Source organism: Hanstruepera sp. CR43, assembly GCF_055227665.1.
This window is the reverse complement of record NZ_CP200078.1, coordinates 1,718,360-1,741,267: the sequence shown is the minus strand read 5'-3', so window position 1 is coordinate 1,741,267 and position 22,908 is coordinate 1,718,360. Positions and strand designations below refer to the sequence as shown.

The window sequence follows — 22,908 nt, the reverse complement described above, 5'->3', positions numbered from 1 at the left end:
CATAAGTTGTTTAATCCAAGTATTTATTTGCTAATAGCCACTGTTCACAGGTTTTTGTCCAAAAGTTGTTTGTGCCTTCCCGTCCCAAACCAAAGCCATGATCACCTGTTTCATAGAGATGCATCTCAACAGGGACTTCATAAGCTTTTAGTGCCTTATAATAGTTGATGCTGTTTTCAACAGGCACAGAAGCATCATCAGTAGCGTGAACCAAAAATGTTTTGGGTGTAGCTGAATTCACCTGTAATTCATTTGAAAAACGGTCAACCACTTGCTGGGATGGTTCTAAACCCAATAAATTGGTTTTGGATCCATTATGTGTGATACTATCGTTCATCGAAATGACAGGATAGGCCAAAATGGTAAAATCAGGTTTGGCACTGATGGTATATGTGTCGCTATAGGTGTCTTTAAAATATTGTGTTGAAAGGGAAGCCGCCAAATGTCCACCAGCCGAAAAACCCATAACACCAATATGGTCGGTTTTAAGATTCCAATCTTCAGCATGATACCGTATGTACCGCATGGCTTTTTGAGCATCTTGGAGCGGACCAATGGTTTTATCGGTCATGATGGAATCATTGGGCAACCGATACTTTAGTACAAAAGCCGTAATACCTAACGTGTTTAACCAATCTGCAACCTTTTTGCCTTCTTTATTGACCGTTAAATGACGATAACCACCACCAGGACAGATTAGAATAGCTGTTCCGTTGGGGTTTTTAGGTTGATAGACTGTTATGCTTGGCGAAGTTACCCGTTTTATTCGCAACACGACGCCATTTTCTATCTGTGACTCTTCTTGATAGGCGCTGTTGGCAATAGCTCCTGGAATTTCGTTTTCCCATAGCGGAATAACTTGGTTTTGCGACCATACTTTGCCAAAGAATGTAAGCCAAACAATCAGAAAAAAAATAGGTTTGCAGGTCATAGGGTATCAATTTGCAGCACTGGGAACACCTTGTTTGTCACCAATAATGACTTCGTTAAATTGAACATTTTTTGTGTTGGTTAAGGTCATGCCGTTGGTAGCCGATTCAATATTTAAATGATCAATCAGGACATTTTCAACTTCAAATCCAGGAAATCCTTCAATCACAATGGCAGCATTGGATACGGTCTTAAAGCTAACATTTGTAATGGTGACATCCGATATTTTAGATGGATAAAGACCACTGCCTTCACCATGATAATTAGAAGTCATATAAATGGCGTCTTCAACATTACCAAACTGAATATTTTCAATGTGAATATTTTTGATAAATCCACCTCTGTCGGAGTTGGTCTTCAGGTAAATACCTCGCTTTAAATAGCCACTGGCTTCACTGTCAAAGACGTAAACATTACGGACACCTGCAGACATTTCACTGCCAATTACCAGAGCATGAAGCCCTTTAAATTTGCAGTTTCTAATCAGGATGTTTTCTGAAGGCATATGTGCATTATTTCTCCCATCATTGTCGCGACCTGCTTTAATGGCAATATTGTCATCGGCATTATTGAATTCAATATTTTCAATCAAGACATTACGCGATTGTTCAATATCCAAGCCATCATTATTTTTATTGTGGGCATCATACCGAATCCCTCGAAGGGTAATGCTGTTGCTTTTTAACAAATGCACACACCAAAATGGCGAATCTTCGACTTTGACATCTTCAATTAGAATGTTTTTGGAGTTTACAAATTGGAGGAGTTGCGGTCTTAATTTAAAACCATTGCCCAAAATACGCTCGTTGATTGGAGTTTCCTGGTGATTCATATCACGACTCATTTGCTTTCCTTTGGACTCCAAAGGTTTCCAAGTAGCCCATTGGTCATGGCCCTCGCCATCAATAGTTCCCGTTCCGGTTATGGCTACATCTTGCACATTAATACCATAAATCATCGGGCTGTGATTATAAACCGTTGTGCCTTCCCAACTGGTCAACACATTGGGATAGTCTTCAGGATTAGAACCAAAAACCAGGGTGGCACCTTCTTCTAAATGTAACCTCGTAAAACTTTTAAAATGAATAGGTCCATTTATAAGGTATGTTCCTTTGGGTACGACAATAGTTCCGCCATGATTATTGGCACAGGCCTTCATGGCCTTATCGAACGCTTTTTTACAGTCTTTTTTACCATCGTTTTTTGCGCCTAAATCGATAACATTAACCGTGAAATCAGGGATTTTTGGTAAGAATATGTTGCTTTCGATTTGTGAGATAATGGAATCCTTGTTGATTTTTTGAGCCATAGCATGACCAAAAGCTAAAACCAATATGACAGCGAATAGTTTTTTCATGTTTTAATTTTTAATGAATGTATCAAAACCAATTACCTGATTTTGCAAAGCCTCAACAGCCAGTTTGGCTACTTCTGTCGCACCTAAAACCGATAAATGCGTATCATCTTCCTTACCTTCAGGATAATATGGAATCTCGTTTGGCTGAAAATGTAAGTGGAGTTTTTTGGAACCTTTCATACCATAAGCTTCTTCCAAAGTTTCAGTCAGAAATTGTAAATCAATTAAAGGCACATCAAATTCTTGGGCAACGAGACGCATTTCTAACGGGTAAGCGCCATGTGTATCGATTAAGGTTCCTTCATCATTAAATTTTCGACGTACTATTGAAGTGAAGAGGATAGGTGTAGCGCCTTTTTTTCGAGTATCCTGTATAAATTGGATGAGGTTATTTCTATAAGCCGTATGCGGATTGGTGTAGCGAGCAGGATCGTATTCCTTTTGGTCATTATGACCAAATTGAATGAATACATAGTCTCCTTGTTGTAGTTGACCATAAACCGTATCCCAACGTTTCTCATTAATAAAACTACGGGTACTTCTGCCGTTAACAGCATGGTTTTTCACTAAAGCCTTATCATTTAAGAACTCGGGAAGTATCTGACACCAACCACGTTCCGGGTTTTCTTCGGGATCAACTTTATCAGCCATAGTTGAATCACCAATGGTATAAATGGAAATGGGAAATTCAGGTTGTTCCATATTTGAAGTTTCTTCAGTCTCTTTTTTACAAGACTGAACGAATACCAATAACAACATTAAAAGTACCTTATAGTGATTCATACCATGCTTTGTTAGAGGTTTTTTGAGCATTTCCCAAAACGTGTTTTAGGGTATATTTTTTGGCTTGACTCACTTTTAATTGGTGAGACCATGCTGCTCGCTTGTCAGGATGAAAACCTGGGCCGTAGTTTTTGTATTCGGCATAAAAGGTTGTTTTTTCTGCTTCAGGTTTAGACCAATTGTGCCAACCAACAGGTAAAATATGGTTTCCCATATCACAATTGATGAAAACGGTTTGAGCATAAATACGCCAGGGGCGTCCCAAATAGACTGCTTTAACAACGTCTTCAGCTGTGAGTTTACAATCTTTAAACACATAACCAAATGAAGATTCTTGAGGGGTTGAAGCTGCCGTAATATATGAATCGCGCTTACTGTGAATTTGGCAGTTTTCAAAAAATGCGGTGGCGCTTCCAAAAATGAAATCGGTGGTGCCTTCAATGTAGCAGTCTTTATAATACTGTTTACCCTTCCCTGATGCATACAAGGTATCCTGATTTCCTAAAAGCTTGCAGTTTATAATGGCAACTTCATCTGAAAACACAGACAGGGCAACCGCCTGACCTACATCGCCGGAAGCATTTTCAATAGTCAGATTTTTAAGTATCACATTATTGGCTTCAACCAAAAGCGTGTAAGTAAAAAACGTGCTGTTTCTACCTAATCCAACTTTATTGAAGTAATCATCATAAGTAATAATGGTATGATCCTTACTCTCTCCAACAATAGCGAGGTTAGGATTCCACTCATGTACTTTCACTTTTTCTTTATAAATACCATTTTTAATAAAGATTGTTACCTGGTCGTAAGGAAAGGATTTGGTATTGTTGATAGCTTCTTGAATACTAGAATAATCACCACTACCATCTTGAGCAACAACAATTTTATATTCATTAGAAGGTTTTTTGGATTGAGGCAAGACATACTTTTTTTTCCATTTCGGATAAGCATCCAATACTTTTTGAGGATGGTTAACATACCAAGCATAGCCGTTTCTTCGTTCTGAACCAATATCAGCAATTGAGGATTTTTTAATACCATCGCGGTCACAGAAAAATGGCGTATTGTCCTCAAGCTCCATGAATCTGGCCCAAATGGCTGGAGCATTGGCATCAGCAACCATTTTTTTATCAATCAATTTACCCTGATCATTATAGATTCTATCTTCACGTAAACCACTTATTTTTGTTTTATCAAACCATTGAACCGCATGGTTTACAGCGGTAATTATTTCTTGTGAAGGATTTTCAACAGACATTAATAATGCTACAATTCCAGCTGATTCCGCGCCACTTAAAGACGGCAATTCATACGTTCTGGCCTTGGCAGGCAGAAAAGTTTTTTCATCATGTTGGGCACACCAGGCTGTTAACACACCGTTTTGCTTGTATTGTGTTTTTAGAATACAATCAATTCCTTTTTCAAACGCTGTGTTGACTTTTTCCAATTGCGCCTTTGAAGGTTTAATGGCATAATAATCACTATTGTTTTTAATTTCCAGAAGCACATTCATGATATTGACCATGGAATCGTCATTGTAAGTAATATGTGAGTAATATCCATCACGTAAGGGATAGAACTGTGGCCAGCCACCGTTGGGATATTGCGCTTGTAGCAAATAATCAAGACCATTTAAAAAGCTGATTCGATAGCGCTCATCCGGGTTTTGAGTGTACATTTTTGATAAAAACAACATTTCTTGAACAGTCGCTCCGTTGTCGGTTGTAGCACCATCACCAACTTTTTTAGTGTCGACTAAATTTTGTTTTTCTTGATTGGAAAGGGGTAGGTGCATTTGCACATTTTTGGGCCAACCACCAATATCTCTTTGATACAGTATTACATTTTCGGCTATTTGTCTTGCTTCTTCTGTTGAAAACCAAGCATCTGATTTGTCATGAATAAGGTTTCGCCATGATTTATCCAATATTTGAGCTTGAACACCAAAACCCAAAAGGAATAAAACAACTATTATTTTATGTTTAAAAGTCATTATTTATTTTTTGAATCTAATCCAGTCAATATCGACACTTCCAGCATCATTTATAACGCCTTTTCTTAATGCCAGATAGCCTATTTTTGCACCAATCCATTTACCTTCACGAGCTTTAAAACTATGCCCTATTGATGTAAACGTTTTGTTATCGATACTATAGGAAAAATTGCAAACAGCTCCTTTACGAACATCTACTTGTAAATAAACAGTATTAGTGCTAATCTTTATTTTGTCATTTTGCTTTTCTAACCCACTCTTATCAGCATTGTTACATACAATTTGAGACAAGTACAGATTTCCATTTTCCTGCTTTACTTGAAGATAGCTGTAATCTAATCCCATGATTAAAAAGCCAACCTCTTCATTGTCAAAACGCGCATTAAATGTCATTTTAGTTGTAGCTGTAAATTCTTCAGCAGGAAATTTTTGTAACAATAGATTAGGTACAGTATGTAAATTGACTGCTTCTTTAGGTTTGGGCATACAATACATTGTAAAGTGTCCCATAGATGTTGGAAAACCCCAATATACTTGAGGGTTTGCTTGCCATTGCCATTGTAAACCTCGTTTAGGGCTATTAAACTCATCTGAATCTGGTGGTGTAACTATGGAATAAGAACCTCCTACATTTGGTTTTTTAAAGGTTATGACTGGCTCTCCAATGCCATCATTGTTTTGGTCGATACCCATAACAGGCCAATCATTTTTCCATTGCATTGGCTGCAAATGAACAATACGTCCGAAAGCTCCTTTATCTTGAAAGTGTATAAACCAATCTTCTCCTGTTTCTGTAGTTACCCAAGCTCCTTGATGCGGCCCATTTATTGGAGTGTTTCCTTGATGAAGGACTTTTTTCTTTTCATAGGGACCATAAATAGATTTTGACCTTAAAACTGTTTGCCAACCAGGAGCAACGCCACCAGCAGGAGCAAAAATATAATAGAACCCGTTTCGTTTATAGAATTTAGGGCCTTCAATAGTAGGCTCTTCATCATGGCCATCAATAATCATAACCTCATCGTCATTGGTTTTTGTTCCTTCAGAGTTCAATGTGGCAATAACCAACAAACTCTTTATACCTGCTCGACTACCTGCAAAAGCGTAAGACAAATAAGCTTTTCCGTCATCATCCCAAAGTGGCGTTGGATCAATAAGTCCTTTTCCTGATTTTACTAAAATAGGATCAGACCACTCACTTTTAGGATCCTGGGTTTTTATCATATAAATACCAAAATCTGGATCAGGATAGTATATATAATACTCTTTATTATGATACCTGATACAAGGTGCCCAAACACCATTACCATGTTGAGGCTTATCAAAAACGTCTAAAGGAACTTGTTTAGGTAATGCATAGTTGATGAGCTCCCAATTGACTAAATCTTTGGAATGAAGAATGGGTAAACTAGGAGAGCATGTAAATGATGACGCAGTCATATAGTAATCATCTACAACTCGTATTACATCTGGGTCAGAGTAATCGGCATGTAAAATCGGGTTTGTATAGGTGCCATCTCCATTATCTGACACCCAAACTTTAGAAATGGGCTTTACTTGACCTGAAAGACCCAATATGGAAAAAAATAATATGATTGATAATACTATTCTCATAGTGCAATAACACGCTTTTCTTGATTGCTTTGAATGGCTGCTTCTATCACTTTAATAACATTCGCAGCTTCTTGTGCTGTAACAGGTAATGGCTTATCATTCAAAATAGCTTCTGAAATACCATTATAATAATCCATGTAGCTGCCTGGTTCAGTTGGTGTAGGCTCTTTTTCGGATTTACCATTTTTTTTGATGTGTAAAAGACCACTTTCAGATTGTGGTTCAATGCCCCAATTGCTTTCATCAGGACGTTTCTCTTTTTGAAGATCGCTTTCCTGAACATCAGCTTTAGATTTTAAGAATGAACCTTTGGTACCATGAACACTGTAGGCAGGTATAGGCTCACAAACAAAATAGCTTGATTTTAAGGTGACGTAATGAGATTTATAAAACAGCTTGACATCAAAATAATCAGACACTTTCGAGTTTTTTCTAAACGTATCAAGGGTTGCAAAAACACTACTGGGCATTCCAAAAAGGACCAATGCCTGGTCAATTAGATGAGATCCTAAATCATATAAACTTCCCACACCTTCGGTTGGTGTTTCTTTGTGGGTTTTGTAGCTTAATTCGGGGTCTAATCTGTCATAATGTAATTCAGCTTCAATAATGTCCCCTAAAAGAGTTGATTCAATTATTTTTTTGACTGTTTTAAAGTCGCTATCCCAGCGCCTGTTATGATAAACTGATAATTTTACATGGTGTTTGTCTGCTAAAGCCATTAATTCTTCAGCTTCTTTTGTAGTTACCGTAAAAGGCTTTTCAACCACAACATGCTTTCCAGATTCAATGGCCTTTTTTGTAAAGTCGTAGTGTGTAATATTTGGCGTATTGACTATTACTAAATCAATGGCGTCGTCTTCAAGCATGACATCTAACGAACGATAGGTTTTAACGGAAGGATATTTTGACTCACATAAATTTTTGCTTCGTTCAAATACGGCATAGAGGTTAAAGTCTGGATGGACATCAATAAATGGTGCATGAAATAGATGACCACTCATGCCATAAGAACATAATGCTGTATTTATTGATGATTTCATAATTACTTATTTAATTCCAGAGCGGCAAACATAAAGGGTCCCGTGCCTTTAGGATCGTTTGCTCTAATTTTTTCCCCAATATAATATTCAAATGTTCCATCTCTGTAAGGATTACCACCCAAACCAGCTACCGAACAACATCTATTAAGGTTCACAATGCCATTATCTTCAACCGATATGAACGTATTTAAAATGCCTTGAAATGCTTTATTGGCATGTTCTAAATAGGTTTCAGAGATATAACCTTTGTTGGCAGCTTTGGCCAGCGTATAGGTAAACATACTAGTACCTGTAGCTTCAAGATAGTTGCCTTCTCTATCAGGCATGTTTAATACTTGATACCAGGTTCCCGTTTCTTGATCTTGATACTTAACAATGGCTTCGGCATATTGGTTTAAATACTTAAGAATTCTAGCTCTTCCGGGATGATTTTCAGGTAAAAAATCTAAAATATCAACCAGTGCCATACCATACCAACCCATACCGCGAGACCAGAAATTTTGAGACAAACCCGTTTCTTTGTCTGCCCATTTTTGTTCCCGACTTTCATCCCAGCCGTGGTAATACAGACCTGTTTCAGGGTCTCGATTGTATTTTTCGATTAAATCAAATTGAAGGACTATTTTATCATACATCTTTTGTGCCTCCTCAGGATTCATAAATGCTTTACTATATTTTGCATGAAACGGTTCAGCCATAAAAACACCATCCAACCACATTTGATAAGGATATATTTTTTTATGCCAATAACCACCTTCTGAAGTTGTGGGTTGTCCTTCCAACTGCTCATGAAGCGTGTCCATGGCTTTTTTAAATCGTGGTTCTTGTGTTTTATTAAACAAATAATAAATAGCATCACCAGATTTTATCATGTCCAGGTTGTAGTTCTTCAATTTGTAGGTGTTGATTGAGCCATCTTCATTAACCATTCTGTTGGCGTAATCATAGATATAGTCATATAATTTTTGATTATTGGTTTGTTCATACACACGTGACATGGCTTGAAGCACCAGACCATTAGTATAACTCCATCTGGGTTTTTCTTGAAAATCCAGTTTTGTTGGGTCAGGAAATCGCTTGATTTCTGAAAGCGCCATGCGTTCTGACCATTTCAGTGAATCTGAAATTTCCATTTTATCTGCGGGTTCTTCAACTTGAACTTGTTTTTTGTCTTCTTTACATGAAGTAAAAACCATTGAGAGACATAGTAGAACTATTATTCTTATAGGTGTTTTATTTCCTTTCATATACTTATTAATTTTCAAATTATTTTTCCAAATGACCGTTTACCAGTCTCCAAATATTGAGGACATTGTCTGTTTTTAAAGCTTTGGGTAACATCGCTTCAGGGTAATCCTGAAAACAAACGGGACGAACAAATCGTTTTATAGCATTCGTACCAACGGATGTTGATTGGGGAGCTGTTGTTGCTGGAAATGGTCCACCGTGAACCATGGCATGGCACACTTCTACACCTGTTGGATACCCATTAATAATGACACGCCCTACCTTTAGCTCTAAAATACGGAACAATTCTTCATAGTCCTCAAAATCTTTTTCTGTCCCAAAAACAGTGGCAGTTAAATGACCATGCAATTTTTTGGCTGCCTGCAAAATATCTTCTTTGGTATTGGCTTCCACCAATACACTGGAAGGACCAAAATTTTCTTCTGACAATGTTGGCGTATCTGAAAAAGCTTCCATAGAAGTTTTAAATACCCTTGCAACGGCATTGTTGTCATTGTCATTGGCTTGACTTACAGCAAATTCTTCAACATGCGTATGTGATAATGTATTTTTTACACCGTGATTATAAGCATTTAAAATACCGGATGTGAGCATCGTTTCTGAAGGAGCATTTTGAATGGAAGCTTTCAGTTCATTCATGAACTTGATATTTTCCTCTGATTTTTCAACAAATGCCAAACCAGGATTCGTACAAAACTGACCAACACCCAAAGTGATGGAATTGGCTAAACCTTTAGCTATAGTTTCCCCATTCTCTCTTAAAGCTTGTGGTAAAATAAACACGGGATTAGTACTTCCCATTTCAGCAAATACAGGAATAGGTTCTGGTCTGCTATTGGCATAATTTAGTAATGCCATGCCTCCTTTATACGAACCTGTAAATCCTACGGCTTTAATTTTAGGATGCTTGACCAATAACTCACCAACTTTATGCGTGTTACTATGCAGTAAAGCAAACGTCCCTTGAGGCATCCCTGTTTTTTCAGCAGCAGTAATAATAGCATGAGCTACCATGTCTGATGTTCCGGGGTGTGCAGGATGTCCTTTAAATACCACTGGACAACCAGATGCTAAAGCCGAAGCCGTATCACCACCAGCAACCGAGAACGCTAACGGGAAATTACTAGCTCCAAAAACAGCCACGGGTCCTAGTGGCATTAGCATGTGCCTGATATCAGATTTAGGAATGGGCTCCCTATCAGGAATGGCTGTTTCAATGCGAGCATCAACCCATGAACCTTCTCTAACAACGGAAGCAAATAATTTTAATTGATTTACTGTTCTACCACGTTCACCAATCAATCGGCCCATTGGTAATGCTGATTCCAAATGACAGCGCTCTAAAAGCGAATCACCTAAATGTAATATTTCATCAGCAGCCTGTTCCAAAAAACGGGCAATATCTTCTTTATCTTTCTTTCTATATATTTCAAAGGCATTAACAGCTTCTTCAACTGCATTATTAATAGTACTTTCAGAAGCGTTTTCAAATGTTCCTTCTAGTGGTTCTCCAGAAAAGGCGTTAACACCATGGAATGTATTATCACTCATAGATTTTATTTTATCAATTTTTTAGAATTGTCTATTATTTTTCGTAGCTCTTCTTCCTCATGTGGTTTTGGAACAGGTAGTGGTGCACGAACATCTCCTGCAGGTTTTCCAATGATTTTCGCTCCCGTTTTTATTAAGCTTACTGCATAGCCTTGCGCATGGCTTCTCAAGTTTACAAATGGAATAAAAAACTCTCTGATAATCGTATTTACGGTTTCTTTATCCCCTGCACGTAATGATTTATAAAAATGGTTTGCTAAATCTGGCACAAAATTGAAAACAGCTGAAGAATAGGTGTTTACGCCAATTGATAAATAGGCTTCAGAAATTGTTTCGGCAGTGGGAACGCCTCCAATATAAGTCAGTCTGTCACCAACAGTTTTAATTGTTTTATTGAGAGACTCCATGTTTCCTGTTCCATCTTTTAAGGCAATAAAATTAGGACAGGTTTCAGTTAATTTCTGAATAAATTCTACAGGCAAAATTCCATTAGCACGATTATAATATATCACCGGTAAATTGGTGTTTTGCATAATGGTTTTTGCATATTCAAAAACGCCATCTTTGGCACATTCCGTTAAATAGGGTGGCATTAATAATAAACCATCAATTCCAGCTTCTTCCGCAAGGGCAGCAAATTCAATGGCTTCAGGAATGCTTCTTCCAACACTTGAAATGGTTGGTACGCGTCCATTCACAGTTTTTGAGGTAATTTCTACAATGCTTTTATATTCCTCTTTTGACAATGAAAAGAATTCACCCGTTCCACCTGCAACGAATATTGCCGAAACCTCATGTGAGATAAACCATTCTAATCTGTCTGCAAAAGTGGATGGATTAAAATGTCCATTTTCATCCATGTCTGTAATAGGGAAGGAGAGTAATCCATCACCTAAAGCTGTTTTGATATTTTGATGTTTTGAATTCATGTATTTTTATGTTAATGGACCTGGGTTAAATAATACCAAGTCGTTATGTAATCCTAATTTATCTGCGGCTACTTGTTTATTGCCACTGGCAACTTCCAATATTAAATGAAACAATTCCCAGCCCATTTCCTCTATCGTTTTATCACCTGAAGCAATTTCACCCGCATCAAAATCGATGAGGTCAAACCATCGTTTACTTAATTTGGAGTTACTTCCTATTTTGATGACTGGAACCATCGATAAACCATAAGGTGTTCCACGTCCAGTCATGAATAAATGAACATTCATACCTGAAGCAACTTGCAGCGTTCCACAAACAAAATCACCTGCTGGTGTTGCCGCAAAGGTTAACCCCTTCTTCCGTATTTTTTCTCCGGGTTTGAGAACATCTACAATGGGACTGGTTCCAGATTTGATAACAGATCCCAATGCCTTTTCAACAATGGTACTTAAACCCCCTTTTTTATTGCCCGGAGATGTGTTGGCACTTCGATCAACCTGCCCTTGAAGTAAATAATTATCATACCATGCCATTTCCTCAATAAGGGCTTTTGCCACATCTTTATTTACGGCTCTTGGCACCAATAGATGTATGGCATCTCTAACTTCTGTGACTTCTGAAAACATCACACTGCCTCCAGCTCTAACAATCAAATCTGAAGCAAAACCGGCTACAGGATTGGCTGTTAATCCAGAAAAGGCGTCACTACCACCACATTGCATTCCAATAACCAAATTTGAAGCAGGGCATGTTTCCCGTTGCCGCTTGTTTAATTTTTCCAAGTGTATTTTAGCTGTTTCTAAAATTCCTTTGATCATTTCATTAAATCCATGAAAGGATTCATCTTGCATATAGGTAACAGTATCTCCAGAATTTTCTGATTCCCTGATTATTTGTTCGGGGCGCAATTTTTCACATCCCAAGCCTAAAACCATAATTTCTCCGCCAAAATTGGGATTGACCGCAATATTTTGAATTGTTCTGATGGGAACAATGGCTGCAGGAGCATTGATAGCAACACCACAACCGTAACTGTGAGTTAAGCCAGCAACGTCATCAACATTCTTGTAATGAGGCAACAGATCGTCTTTGATTTTTTTAACCACAAAATCAGTTAAACCAGCTACGCATTGCACACTGTTGGAAATAGCCAAAACGTTTTTGGTTCCAACACTACCATCTTTATTTCGATATCCTTGAAAGGTATAACCCTCCAGAGGCTCAATAGATACAGTTTTAGTTTCTGGCATCGATAGGTATTCCAACTCTGGTGGTTCTGGCAACACCATATTGGTTTCATTTACCCAGCTGCCTTGTTGAAGGTCCTGATTGGCATAACCAATGACTTCACCATATCGAATGATTTTATCACCAATCTTCAAATCACTTAATGCCACTTTATGTCCATTAGGTACATATTGCAATAATTGAAATCCTTCGGCCAAGACCGTGTCTTTTTGTAAGCCCATTTCATTGGCAACAATACCTACGTTATCAATTTTGGTAGTTTTTAATAATATGTTTTTTGCTGATTCCATATTAAACAAAAGGGAAAATTTTAGATAATATCATAATGGCAATTAAACCAGCTAATGCCATAACCATCAATAATATGGAAAAGTGCCTGATGGTTTCCTTTTCTTCCATACCTGCCATTTTGGTAACAATCCAAAAAGCGCTGTCATTCATCCAGGCAAAGATTTTAGAACCACATCCAATGACTAAAGCCAAATACACCGGGTGAAAGGCTAAACCAGCATCAGCAATTCCTCCAATGATTCCAATGGTGGTAACCATAGCTATAGTGGCAGATCCTTGAGCACTCCTAACAACAGCAGTAATGAGAAAAGCCATTGGCAACAAAGCCATTTGATAATTTGAAGAAAGCTCTTGAATTCTGATGCCAATACCTGTTTGTTGCAACATCTGACCAAATACGCCACCTGCAGAGGTGATTAAAATAATCATACCAGCACTTGACAGTGCTTCGTAGATATATTTTTTGAAATTTTCGGTATTCGCTTCACGAATCCACATTAAATACATCGCTATGATTGCTGAAATAAATAATGCTATATTGGGATCTCCAATGATGGAGAACACTGAAAACACCTGTTCTTGAACTGAACTCAAATCTGGATTCATTTCAGCGAACATTTTTGAAAATGTATTCCCAGTTATTAGTATAATAGGTAGTATTACAGGTAATAGTGACAACCACAAACCGGGTAAATCTTTATTTTCCGTTTCTGAAATTTGTTCTAATTCATCAATGCTGATATCTGGTGTGCTTCGCATAGGTAAATCCCATTTCATGTTTGCCCATTTGGCATAACCATATCCAGCCAGTATGGTAATAGTACCAATGGCAATACCACCTATCATCATGATCCCTAAATCAATATTCATAGTTTCGGCTACAAATAAAGGCCCAGGAGTAGGAGGAATCAATGAGTGAGCCATGACACCACCTGCAATAACAGCCATTAGGTAGAGACCAAATTTTTTGGGATCCTTAATACCGATTGATTTTATTACAGGAATCATCAAATAAAAGACAGTATCAAAAAACACTGGGATAGCCAATGTAAAACTGCTAAACAAAAGGGCTATGGAACTATTTTTCTTTCCAAAGAGTTTCAGTAAACTGCGTACGATACGTTCAGCACCGCCACTTCGCATTAGTGAGGTTCCAATAATTGAGGCCAACGCAATCAATATTCCAATTTTACCACTGGTATTACCAAATGCAACCCCTAATCTTTTGCCAAGCGAAACTTGAGAAAATGACAAGGCTTCTTGTTCAGTCATACCTGTGCTTAAAGCAAAGCCATAAATTAATTCTGGGGAAGTTAGAAATGCCGTAACCAATGCAGCTAATAATAATGAAATTACTGCATGCATTCGCAAAACCAAAATGCAGAGGAGTACTATGGCAGTACCGATAAGAATTATGAAAATGGGGTCCATATCTGTTTATCTATTCAATTCCATGGCAGCCAAAACAAAAGGACCAAGACCATGCGAGTTATCAGTTAAAATGGGTTCGCTCATATAATATTCAAAGGTGCCATCACGATATGGGTTTCCACCAAGTCCAGCGCTTTTACATACTTGATTGATATGGATTTCACCGTCATCATCAACAGTTATCAATTCATTAATTAATCCGTTAAATCCTTTTTCAGCATTAGATTTATAGGTGTCAGGTAAATATCCTTTATTGACTCCTTTAGCAAGCGCATAAATAAGCATTCCAGAGCCTGAAGCTTCTAAATAGTTGGGCTCCTTGTCTTGCATATTAGGAACCTGATACCAAAGTCCTGAATCATCCTGATACTTAATAACAGCTTCGGCTAATTCATTTAAATAATCTATAAGTTGTTGTCTTTTTGGATGATCTTCAGGGAAGTAATCTAACGTATCAACCAGAGCCATACTGTACCAACCAAGGGCACGCAACCAGAAATTGGGGGCTGTCCCAGTTTCCTTATTTGCCCAATCCATTTGTTTACTTTCATCCCAAGCGTGGTAGTATAAACCTGTTTCGGGATCTTTAGTATGGTCATGAAGTAATTGAAAGTGATGGACAACATCATTTAATTTATCACCATTTTCATATTGGGTGTTGTATCTGGCGTAAAAAGGTTGCCCCATATATAAACCATCCAACCACATTTGATTGGGATAAATACGCTTGTGCCAAAATCCACCAGAAGGTGTTCTTAAGTGCGTTTCTAACTGGCTACGCAATGTTTCAAGCGCTGTAAGATATTTTTGATCATTGGTTTTTTCATATACATCAAACAGAATTTTACCTGCATTGATATTATCAATATTGTAATCTTCCAGTTTGTAATCTTTGATTTCACCGTTATCATTTATCAGCGTGTCGGCATAATCTCTGGAATAGTTGAAGTAAATATCTTTCCCTGTTTTTGCTGAAAGCTTTTGGAGCGATAAACAAAACATTCCTATTTTGTAATCCCACTTGGTAGCTGTTTTGTCATCAATATTCCAAGCTTTTGGATAGCGTTTCATTACAGACAGCGCCATACGTTCGGACCATGGTAAACTATCAGAGATTGCTAATTCTTTATCGGTTCTATCTACGGTAACCGCTTTTTTCTCATCCTTACAATTAAAGACAAGGGATACTGCAACTATTAATATTGTGATTAAGATTTTGTTCTGTTTCATTGTTTAGTTCTTTTCGTATTTTTTAATTACCAAATATTTTAATTCTGTATCACCAACATTACTGATACCATGCATACTATTGGGAGGGCAGTATAAACTGGTATTTGCTGGAACAATTTTTTCCTTACCATCTAAAAAGAACTTGGCTGTTCCTTCTAAAACATAAAAGAATTCATCCTCGGGATGTTGATGAGGTGCATGTGTTGATTTTCCTGGAGCAACCACACTCATTTTAAGCGTTTGTCCATCTAAAAAATCTTTATCTGCAAACCAATATTGATAACCTACTTTCGTTGGAATAACATTGCTTTCTGAAAGCGTATTGACACAGTTCTCAATGGAATATTGTTTTTCTTGGGCGGTTGTTATATTCTGGCATAGACAAACAATAACCAAGAACGCCGTGAATGCATGATTTCTTTTGATAAACATTTTTGCTTTATTAAAGAGCATTGGTATTATTTAATTCCATTAATTTATCATTCAAATAAGAAATAAAATCTTCTTCTGTTTTAATTCCATCCTTTTCCTGTTCCCAGGCTCCCAGAAAATAGAAACTTATCGGGTTTGTTGTAGGATTAAATGCCACTAAATAATCATCAGTGCCATTAATAACATCACCTGACACTGTATCTACCTCGTAGAAAATAGCCATACCTAATTTATCGGGCACTAACGTTTGAACTCCGTATGTGGCCATATAAGCCCATTTTTTGTTGTCACTGACCTTATGGAAGTAATTAACATCGTGATTAATGATTCCGGTTACAATTCCTGATATAGCTTTTGAAGGTTCAATAGTATGTTTGGTGATACGACTATTTGGCTCAATGGATAAAGTAGATTTCAAATCAATTTTATCTCCAGCAGTTTCCCAACCAAAATAATTCACCAAAACAGTAGATTTGGTTGCATCATTTTCAACGCTTGCAAATGTCGAATCAACAGAATTGAAGTGAAGAACCTCATTATCAACTAATCTACCAATAGAACCAATTCCCAATCCCTTACCAACTTTCAAGATGTCTTGACCCCAAGGTTGCGGTTCGTGGTAAGAATCAAAACCATCCTGACCTACATGAGCCAGGACCAATGAGTCTGTTTTTTTTCCGAAAATATCAATAGCATTTCGCCAGTCCAAGTACAATCTATATCCTACATGATTACTTTCCCATCCTGGGCCTTCATAACGAATGTACCATGTGTGATCGGTATGTTGTTCAGGTACTTTTAATGACGTAACATTTTTAAATGAGGTGCCATTACTATATTCCAGGTGACCTCTAGATCCGTCAGCCCATTGACCGCCTTCTGCTATGGATATTTCAGCATAGGTTTTAGGTGTAGCTTCAACTTCTTTTTCAACAACGGTTGTTTCAGTTTGGTCCGTTGTTTCTTTTTTGTCAGTTTTACAAGCAATGATTGTTACTGTACATAATAATATGGGGATGAATTTTAATGTTTTCATAGGGTTATTTTCTTTTGAGTGTTTTGTCTAAAAATGGGATAATATATTCCAAGGTGCTTTCGAACCATGGATGAAATAGCCAAAAGCTATGCGGGCTATTTGGCAATGTCTCTACTTGACTATAAATATGATGTTCATTTAAAACAGCAATCATATCATCTCTTCCTGCATGAAATCGTTCGAATTGGCTATTGATAAATAGAATAGGAGGTGTGTTCATATTTGTATGGGTTAGCGGTGAAGCTTCTTCCCAAATTTTCGGAATTTCTTCATAGGTTCCACCAAGCCAAAGACTGGCCATGGCTCCTTCTTGAGATTCAGGATGTTTAAAAGCCAAAATGCCATCTAAATTGACTATTGCATGAACGGAAGACGACACATGACTATTTAAATTTTCTTCAAATTTCGGGTTGTTGTTTGTAACGCTAACCAATGAAGCCATTTGTGCTCCGGAAGAGCAGCCTAAAACAGCAACCTTGGAACTATCTACATGATATGCTTTTGAATTTTCCTTGATGAATTGGATGGCTTTTTTTATATCATAAATACCTTCTGGATAGGCAGCTTCATCTGATAATCGATATTCAATGGCAAAGCATGAGTACCCTTTTGAAGCAATGTATTGAGCCATGGGCTGCATCATACTTTTATCGCCAGATTTCCAGCCACCACCATGTATTAAAATAACCGCAGGATTATTTTTTGTGGAATTGATGTAGGCATCTAAATATAAATTTCTATTATCCAGAATTCTGTAGGTTATATCCTTTTTCTCAATAACGTGGTCAAAATATTTAGGGACAACAATTTTAATTTCAGGATAGTTCTTTTTGTATTTCAGATAGGCACTATTTATCGAATAGGTTGTATCCTTTTCCATGTTAATCTGGAAAGCCAAAACCGAATCACTCGCCAGGAGTAATGATAACAACAATATTTTCAAATAGTTAACTGTCATAGATGCTTTATTAAAAAATAAGCCTGATTTTAGAAACCAGGCTTATTCATAAGAAATTATATCAATTTTAGACTACACCCAAATAAAGATATGAAATGAATAATTTCTCTATATACTGCCTTTTAGTTATAAGCAGGGTTTTGTGGATAATTGCTACTTTGATTTAAATCTAGAGCCGATTGCGGAATAGGTCTTAAAATCTTTAATTCACCATTATTTCCAGCAAAGTTTCCTGCTTCAATTAAATAATTGTGCGCTGAAGCTCTTTCAACCAGTTTACCAGTACGCTTTAAGTCAAACCATCTGTGGTATTCTCCAAATAATTCTCTTGCTCTTTCATCTAAAAGCGTATCCATATCATAAGAACCTAATGGTGCAACGCCAGCTCTATTTCTAACTTCATTGATTCTCTGTAATCCTAATCCTGGGTTCGTTTGAAGATACGCCTCTGCTGCAATCAGGTAAGTTTCACCCAAACGCGATAATATAATATCTCTGGTACTTACTCTGGCATCATTTTCAAAAGGTGCAGAAGGGTCATCAAACTTTTTGCAAGGAATAGTTTGGTAATCACTACTAACAACACCAGCAGCATAAGTTCCCCATTCATGGATTTGAGCTTCTGGATGAGCTAATGCATAAGCATCAATATCAGCTTGAGTAGCCCATTGAGGTGCATAATAGTGTCTAACTTGTCCTGTTGGATTATCACCCGTAAAATATCCGTAATATCTCCATAAAGCTTCTGACATAAATGTTGCTTCATAACGCTCGTCATCTTCAGTATACAATCCTAAAGCGAAATCAGTTGCCAATAGGGTATAACTTCTCCAAGGTGCAGTTACAACACCATCAATAATATTTTCTGAACCACCTAAATAAGAGCTATACCAGTTAGCTTGCTTGTGTCCTAATTCTGTTGGGTCAGCACTAACTGAAGAAGCATCAAATTGTACTGAAAACAACACCTCTTCATTTAACTCATTTCCTGGAAACCAAAGTTCGCCAAAAGGAATGGTTAACGCTTGGCCAGCAATAGCTTCATCAGCATAACTAGCAGCAGTAGTAAAATCGTTCGCACTTCCAAAGTCCTCATAACCTCTTGTTAAGTAAACTTTAGCTAATAAATGTTGCACAGCTCTTTTATTAACACGTCCTGAAAAAGCGCCATCTTCAACAGCATCTAAAGCATCTTCTAAATCTGATATAATCAATGCATATACATCTTCAGCAGAACTTCTATCAAAGGATAGCACTGGACTGTCTACAAAATCTGTTACGATTGCAACACCACCAAATGTTTGAACCAGTAAAAAGTAAGCATTGGCTCTTAAGTATTTAATTTCACCTACTCGTGCGCTCAAATTACTTGATTGTTCGGTAAGTCCGGAATAATGGATAGCTGTATTAGCTATACGAATTCCCTTGTAACATTCTTGGTATAATTCTTCAATACCACCACCAGATGATGAGTTTAATTGTGTGTATTGTGATAGCCCATCCGGTTCAGAACCTCTACCAGAACCAACAGCATATAAGTCCGTTCCAGCACAAAATACATAAGCATCATCACCATAAATACTTCTCAATTGTGAATAGGCTGCATTAACCAATAATTCATAACCTGCTGCTGTAGTATAGGTTGATTCCGCATCAGCATTCGACAGGTTGTCTTCTTCAATATAATCAGAACATGCGCTAAAACAGCATGCTATAATTCCTAATATCAATAATTTTTTCATGTTATTTTTTTTAAATTTTTAAACTTAAGCCTAATTGATAAGTAATAGAACTTACTCTTGAAATATTGTAACCTGCGCCAGCCCATTCAGGATCATATCCTTCATAATCTGTAAATACGAATGGGTTTAAGACATTGGCGTAAACACGTAAACTTTTGATTTTTAGTTTATCATTGATTGCGTCATTAAATGTATAGCCTAAAGCGATATTTTTAATTTTTACAAAAGAAGCATCTCTATAGTATCCAACACCATCATTTCTCCAGTATGTACCTGCATTACGAGGTTGTGGATATGAATTGGAGTATTGAGCTGGTAAACCAGCACCATTTGCAGGAATATACCAATCATCAATATCTAATTTTTGACGACCTCTATCTCTCACATCCGTAAAGTTTTGGTGGAATTCACTATAAACAAATACACCTTGATTGGTAAAAGCTGAAACTACAAAATCAAAGTTACCAACTCTTAAGTAAGAGTTTAAACTTCCTGACCAATCAGGATCTGAATTACCTAAAATAGTACGGTCATTATTCGCATCAATAACACCATCGCCATTCAAGTCTTTTACACGAGCTTGACCAGGCGTTTGACCATAAGACGCTGCTTCAGCCTCTTGGCTTGGCTGCCAGATGCCATCAAATACATAGTTATAGTGTGAGTTTATGGACTCTCCTATAAATAAATTATTACCTACATCATCAACTTCACTTTGTCCATATAATGACTCTAGTTTGTTGGTGTTTTTAGAGAAAACAAAAGTGGTTTCCCAAGTTACTTTTTTAGATTGAACATTTCGTGTTTTTAACAACACCTCAACACCTTTATTACTAACAGAACCTACATTAGAAATAGTTGTTTCCCAACCTGATTCCAGAGGTAATGCTTGTGTGTATATTAAATCATCCGATAATCTATCATAAACATCTACACTACCTGTAATACGACTATTAAGGAAGCCGAAATCAAGACCAACGTTAAATTCTCGTGTTTTTTCCCAAGACAGATCACTGTTTGCTAATGTTTCAGCAAGCCATCCATTTGCAGAATTTCCACTAAAATCATAGTAAACTTGTTGGTTAAGTGCATTCAAGGTAGAATATGCATTAACATTGTCATTACCTGTGAAACCATAACTTACACGTAACTTTAAGTTGGAAACTGCTTTACTGTCGTTCAAGAAACCTTCATCACTAATTTTCCATGCCACAGCAGCTGAAGGGAATGATTCCCATTTGTTACCTTCAGATAATACGGAAGACCCATCCCATCTATTAGAAAGTGTCAGTAAGTATTTGTCTCTAAATGAGTAATTCAATCTCACCGCATAGGAGTTCAATGTACGTTTTACATAATTTGATCCTAAATTAAATGTTGATGCATCACCAGATCCAATATTATAATAGCCTGTTTCAAAAGGCTGATTTCTAGATTCTAGGAAAGCGCTTTCAGTTTCGTTTGAGTACAAACTTTGAAGACCTAAAAAGTTGAACACGTGGTCCTCATTAAGCGTATAATTGATATTAAATTGGTTATCCCAAGTGTAGTTAAAGTTGTTGCTGGTGGTCAATTCTGAAGTTGGTCCGTTAGCCGATCCTGTATTAGTCAGTCTTCCCCAAGATTTTCCTCTTTGATAATTGTTGTAATTACCGGAAAAAGACGATTTCAATGTTAACCAACTTAACGGTTTGTATTCCACAAAAACATCAGCAATAGTACGCCATCTTTTTATTTCATCAGAAGCGTTTTGAATTTCTAGAATAGGGTTCCAGGTACTGGTTTTATTAATTACGAACGTATTAGGATCACTAGGGAGTGTTAATTTTCCAGGCTGTGGGAATAATTGCCCTATTATTTCATTACCATTATCATCTACTGCCCATGGTGATAAAAATGGGTTTAATCGAAAAGCCTCTCGCATGGCCAACTCACTACCCAATTCTTCAACCGTTCTGGCAATCGTTATATTGGCGCCTGTTGAAACTTTATCACTAATCTTGTGATTGACACCTAACTTCAATGTGTACTTGTCGATGGATTCATTAGGGATGTTACCTGTTTCTTTTTGGTAACCCAATCCTAAATTGTATCCTAAACCTCCATCGGTTCTTCCATTAATATTTAAATAGCTGTTTTGAGTGGAACCACTTTGAAGAACTCCATCATACCAGTCATAAGTATTGTTTTCTTGTACCCTTCTCAATAATAATGGGTTGCTGCTTCCAACAACAGTATTGGCTAAATCTTCGGCTGTTGTGTTTTCAGCATCACCACCATTTGTTGTTGCAAAATAAGCTGATTGGTGATAGTACCACCATTTTTCACCGCTCATCATTTTTGGTAATCTGGCAACTTCTCTTGTTCCATAAGACGTATCGAAAGACACATTAAAACCAGATTTAGCATTAGCACCACTTTTTGTTGTAACGATGATAACACCACTGGCACCTCTGGAACCATAAATGGCTGCAGAAGAAGCATCTTTAAGAACATCCATACGCTCAATATCCCGAGGGTTTAAAAAGCTTATGTCGTCAGTTGGTGTTCCATCAACAACATACAAAGGTGTTGTGTCATCTAAAAGTGAATTCGAACCCCTAATCGAGATATCATACCCATCACCTAATCGACCTGTGCTCGATGAAATCTGAACCCCTGGAATATTACCTTGGATGGCTTCCAATGCACTTGTAGTGTTTCTTTCAGTTATTTCCTTGGAATCAATTGCTACTACAGATCCAGTCAGGTCCTCCTTTTTTACAGAACCATAACCAACCAATACCACTTCATCCAAAGCTTCGGTATCAGGGTCTAAAACAATATTGAGTGTCGTGCCACTTACAGGAACTTCTTTGGATTGGTATCCTAAAGACGAAATTTCAAGAACTGAATTATCGTTCCTTAAAGTCAAGGTAAAATTGCCATCAAAATCAGTTGATGTACCATTAGTTGTTCCTTTTTCAATGACATTAACACCTGGTACAGGCATTTGCGATTCTGAATCTACTACGCTTCCACTAACAGTAGATCCCTCTTGCGCATAAATGGAGTTAAACCCAAGCATTGCAAAGAAAATTAACAATGTCAA

Annotated in this window: 17 protein-coding genes; all 17 read right to left on the bottom strand. The window is 37.2% G+C overall.

Annotated elements, in window-relative coordinates:
* Nucleotides 1-10 precede the first annotated feature (10 nt).
* The 17 genes from ACKXGU_RS07955 to ACKXGU_RS07875 all read right to left on the bottom strand — a co-directional run bounded on the left by ACKXGU_RS07955 (nucleotide 11) and on the right by ACKXGU_RS07875 (nucleotide 22,884).
* Complete coding sequence (locus ACKXGU_RS07955) at nucleotides 11-931, bottom strand: alpha/beta hydrolase (protein ID WP_463464817.1); 921 nt, start codon at nucleotides 929-931, stop codon at nucleotides 11-13.
* A 6-nt stretch (nucleotides 932-937) separates the two neighbouring features.
* Nucleotides 938-2,287 (bottom strand): glycoside hydrolase family 28 protein, encoded by a 1,350-nt coding sequence (locus ACKXGU_RS07950; protein ID WP_463464816.1) that lies wholly within the window; start codon nucleotides 2,285-2,287, stop codon nucleotides 938-940.
* Nucleotides 2,288-2,290: 3 nt separating this feature from the next.
* The gene (locus ACKXGU_RS07945) at nucleotides 2,291-3,070 is read right to left on the bottom strand and encodes a rhamnogalacturonan acetylesterase (protein ID WP_463464815.1); all 780 of its coding nucleotides are present in this window, start codon (nucleotides 3,068-3,070) and stop codon (nucleotides 2,291-2,293) included.
* Nucleotides 3,057-5,063 (bottom strand): pectate lyase, encoded by a 2,007-nt coding sequence (gene pelA / locus ACKXGU_RS07940; protein WP_463464814.1) that lies wholly within the window; start codon nucleotides 5,061-5,063, stop codon nucleotides 3,057-3,059. The genes ACKXGU_RS07945 and pelA overlap by 14 nt, the downstream gene beginning before the upstream one ends.
* A gap of 3 nt (nucleotides 5,064-5,066) precedes the next feature.
* Nucleotides 5,067-6,677 (bottom strand): glycoside hydrolase family 43 protein, encoded by a 1,611-nt coding sequence (locus tag ACKXGU_RS07935; RefSeq protein ID WP_463464813.1) that lies wholly within the window; start codon nucleotides 6,675-6,677, stop codon nucleotides 5,067-5,069.
* Complete coding sequence (locus ACKXGU_RS07930) at nucleotides 6,674-7,720, bottom strand: Gfo/Idh/MocA family oxidoreductase (protein ID WP_463464812.1); 1,047 nt, start codon at nucleotides 7,718-7,720, stop codon at nucleotides 6,674-6,676. The genes ACKXGU_RS07935 and ACKXGU_RS07930 overlap by 4 nt, the downstream gene beginning before the upstream one ends.
* A gap of 2 nt (nucleotides 7,721-7,722) precedes the next feature.
* The gene (locus ACKXGU_RS07925; RefSeq protein ID WP_463464811.1) at nucleotides 7,723-8,967 is read right to left on the bottom strand and encodes a glycoside hydrolase family 88/105 protein; all 1,245 of its coding nucleotides are present in this window, start codon (nucleotides 8,965-8,967) and stop codon (nucleotides 7,723-7,725) included.
* A 19-nt stretch (nucleotides 8,968-8,986) separates the two neighbouring features.
* Nucleotides 8,987-10,519 carry an aldehyde dehydrogenase (NADP(+)) gene (locus tag ACKXGU_RS07920; RefSeq protein ID WP_463464810.1) on the bottom strand — a complete coding sequence of 511 codons (1,533 nt, stop codon included), beginning with the start codon at nucleotides 10,517-10,519 and terminating at the stop codon, nucleotides 8,987-8,989.
* A gap of 5 nt (nucleotides 10,520-10,524) precedes the next feature.
* The gene (locus ACKXGU_RS07915) at nucleotides 10,525-11,448 is read right to left on the bottom strand and encodes a 5-dehydro-4-deoxyglucarate dehydratase (RefSeq protein WP_463464809.1); all 924 of its coding nucleotides are present in this window, start codon (nucleotides 11,446-11,448) and stop codon (nucleotides 10,525-10,527) included.
* Nucleotides 11,449-11,454: 6 nt separating this feature from the next.
* On the bottom strand, nucleotides 11,455-12,987 hold the full coding sequence (gene garD, locus ACKXGU_RS07910; protein ID WP_463464808.1) for a galactarate dehydratase: 1,533 nt from the start codon (nucleotides 12,985-12,987) through the stop codon (nucleotides 11,455-11,457).
* 1 nt (nucleotide 12,988) lies between these two features.
* Nucleotides 12,989-14,419, bottom strand: coding sequence for a GntP family permease (locus ACKXGU_RS07905; protein ID WP_463464807.1), 1,431 nt, complete (start codon nucleotides 14,417-14,419; stop codon nucleotides 12,989-12,991).
* Nucleotides 14,420-14,425: 6 nt separating this feature from the next.
* The gene (locus tag ACKXGU_RS07900; RefSeq protein WP_463464806.1) at nucleotides 14,426-15,649 is read right to left on the bottom strand and encodes a glycoside hydrolase family 88/105 protein; all 1,224 of its coding nucleotides are present in this window, start codon (nucleotides 15,647-15,649) and stop codon (nucleotides 14,426-14,428) included.
* Between the two features lie 3 nt (nucleotides 15,650-15,652).
* Complete coding sequence (locus ACKXGU_RS07895; protein ID WP_463464805.1) at nucleotides 15,653-16,081, bottom strand: cupin domain-containing protein; 429 nt, start codon at nucleotides 16,079-16,081, stop codon at nucleotides 15,653-15,655.
* Nucleotides 16,082-16,091: 10 nt separating this feature from the next.
* Nucleotides 16,092-17,117: a DUF4861 family protein gene (locus tag ACKXGU_RS07890; RefSeq protein WP_463464804.1), complete on the bottom strand. Its 1,026-nt coding sequence runs from the start codon at nucleotides 17,115-17,117 to the stop codon at nucleotides 16,092-16,094.
* Nucleotides 17,118-17,121: 4 nt separating this feature from the next.
* A complete protein-coding gene (locus ACKXGU_RS07885; protein WP_463464803.1) occupies nucleotides 17,122-18,075 on the bottom strand; it encodes an alpha/beta hydrolase fold domain-containing protein in 954 nt (317 codons plus the stop codon).
* A gap of 122 nt (nucleotides 18,076-18,197) precedes the next feature.
* Entirely contained in the window at nucleotides 18,198-19,817 is a 1,620-nt protein-coding gene (locus ACKXGU_RS07880) for a RagB/SusD family nutrient uptake outer membrane protein (protein ID WP_463464802.1), read from the bottom strand.
* A 10-nt stretch (nucleotides 19,818-19,827) separates the two neighbouring features.
* The gene (locus ACKXGU_RS07875) at nucleotides 19,828-22,884 is read right to left on the bottom strand and encodes a SusC/RagA family TonB-linked outer membrane protein (protein WP_463464801.1); all 3,057 of its coding nucleotides are present in this window, start codon (nucleotides 22,882-22,884) and stop codon (nucleotides 19,828-19,830) included.
* Nucleotides 22,885-22,908: the final 24 nt, after the last annotated feature.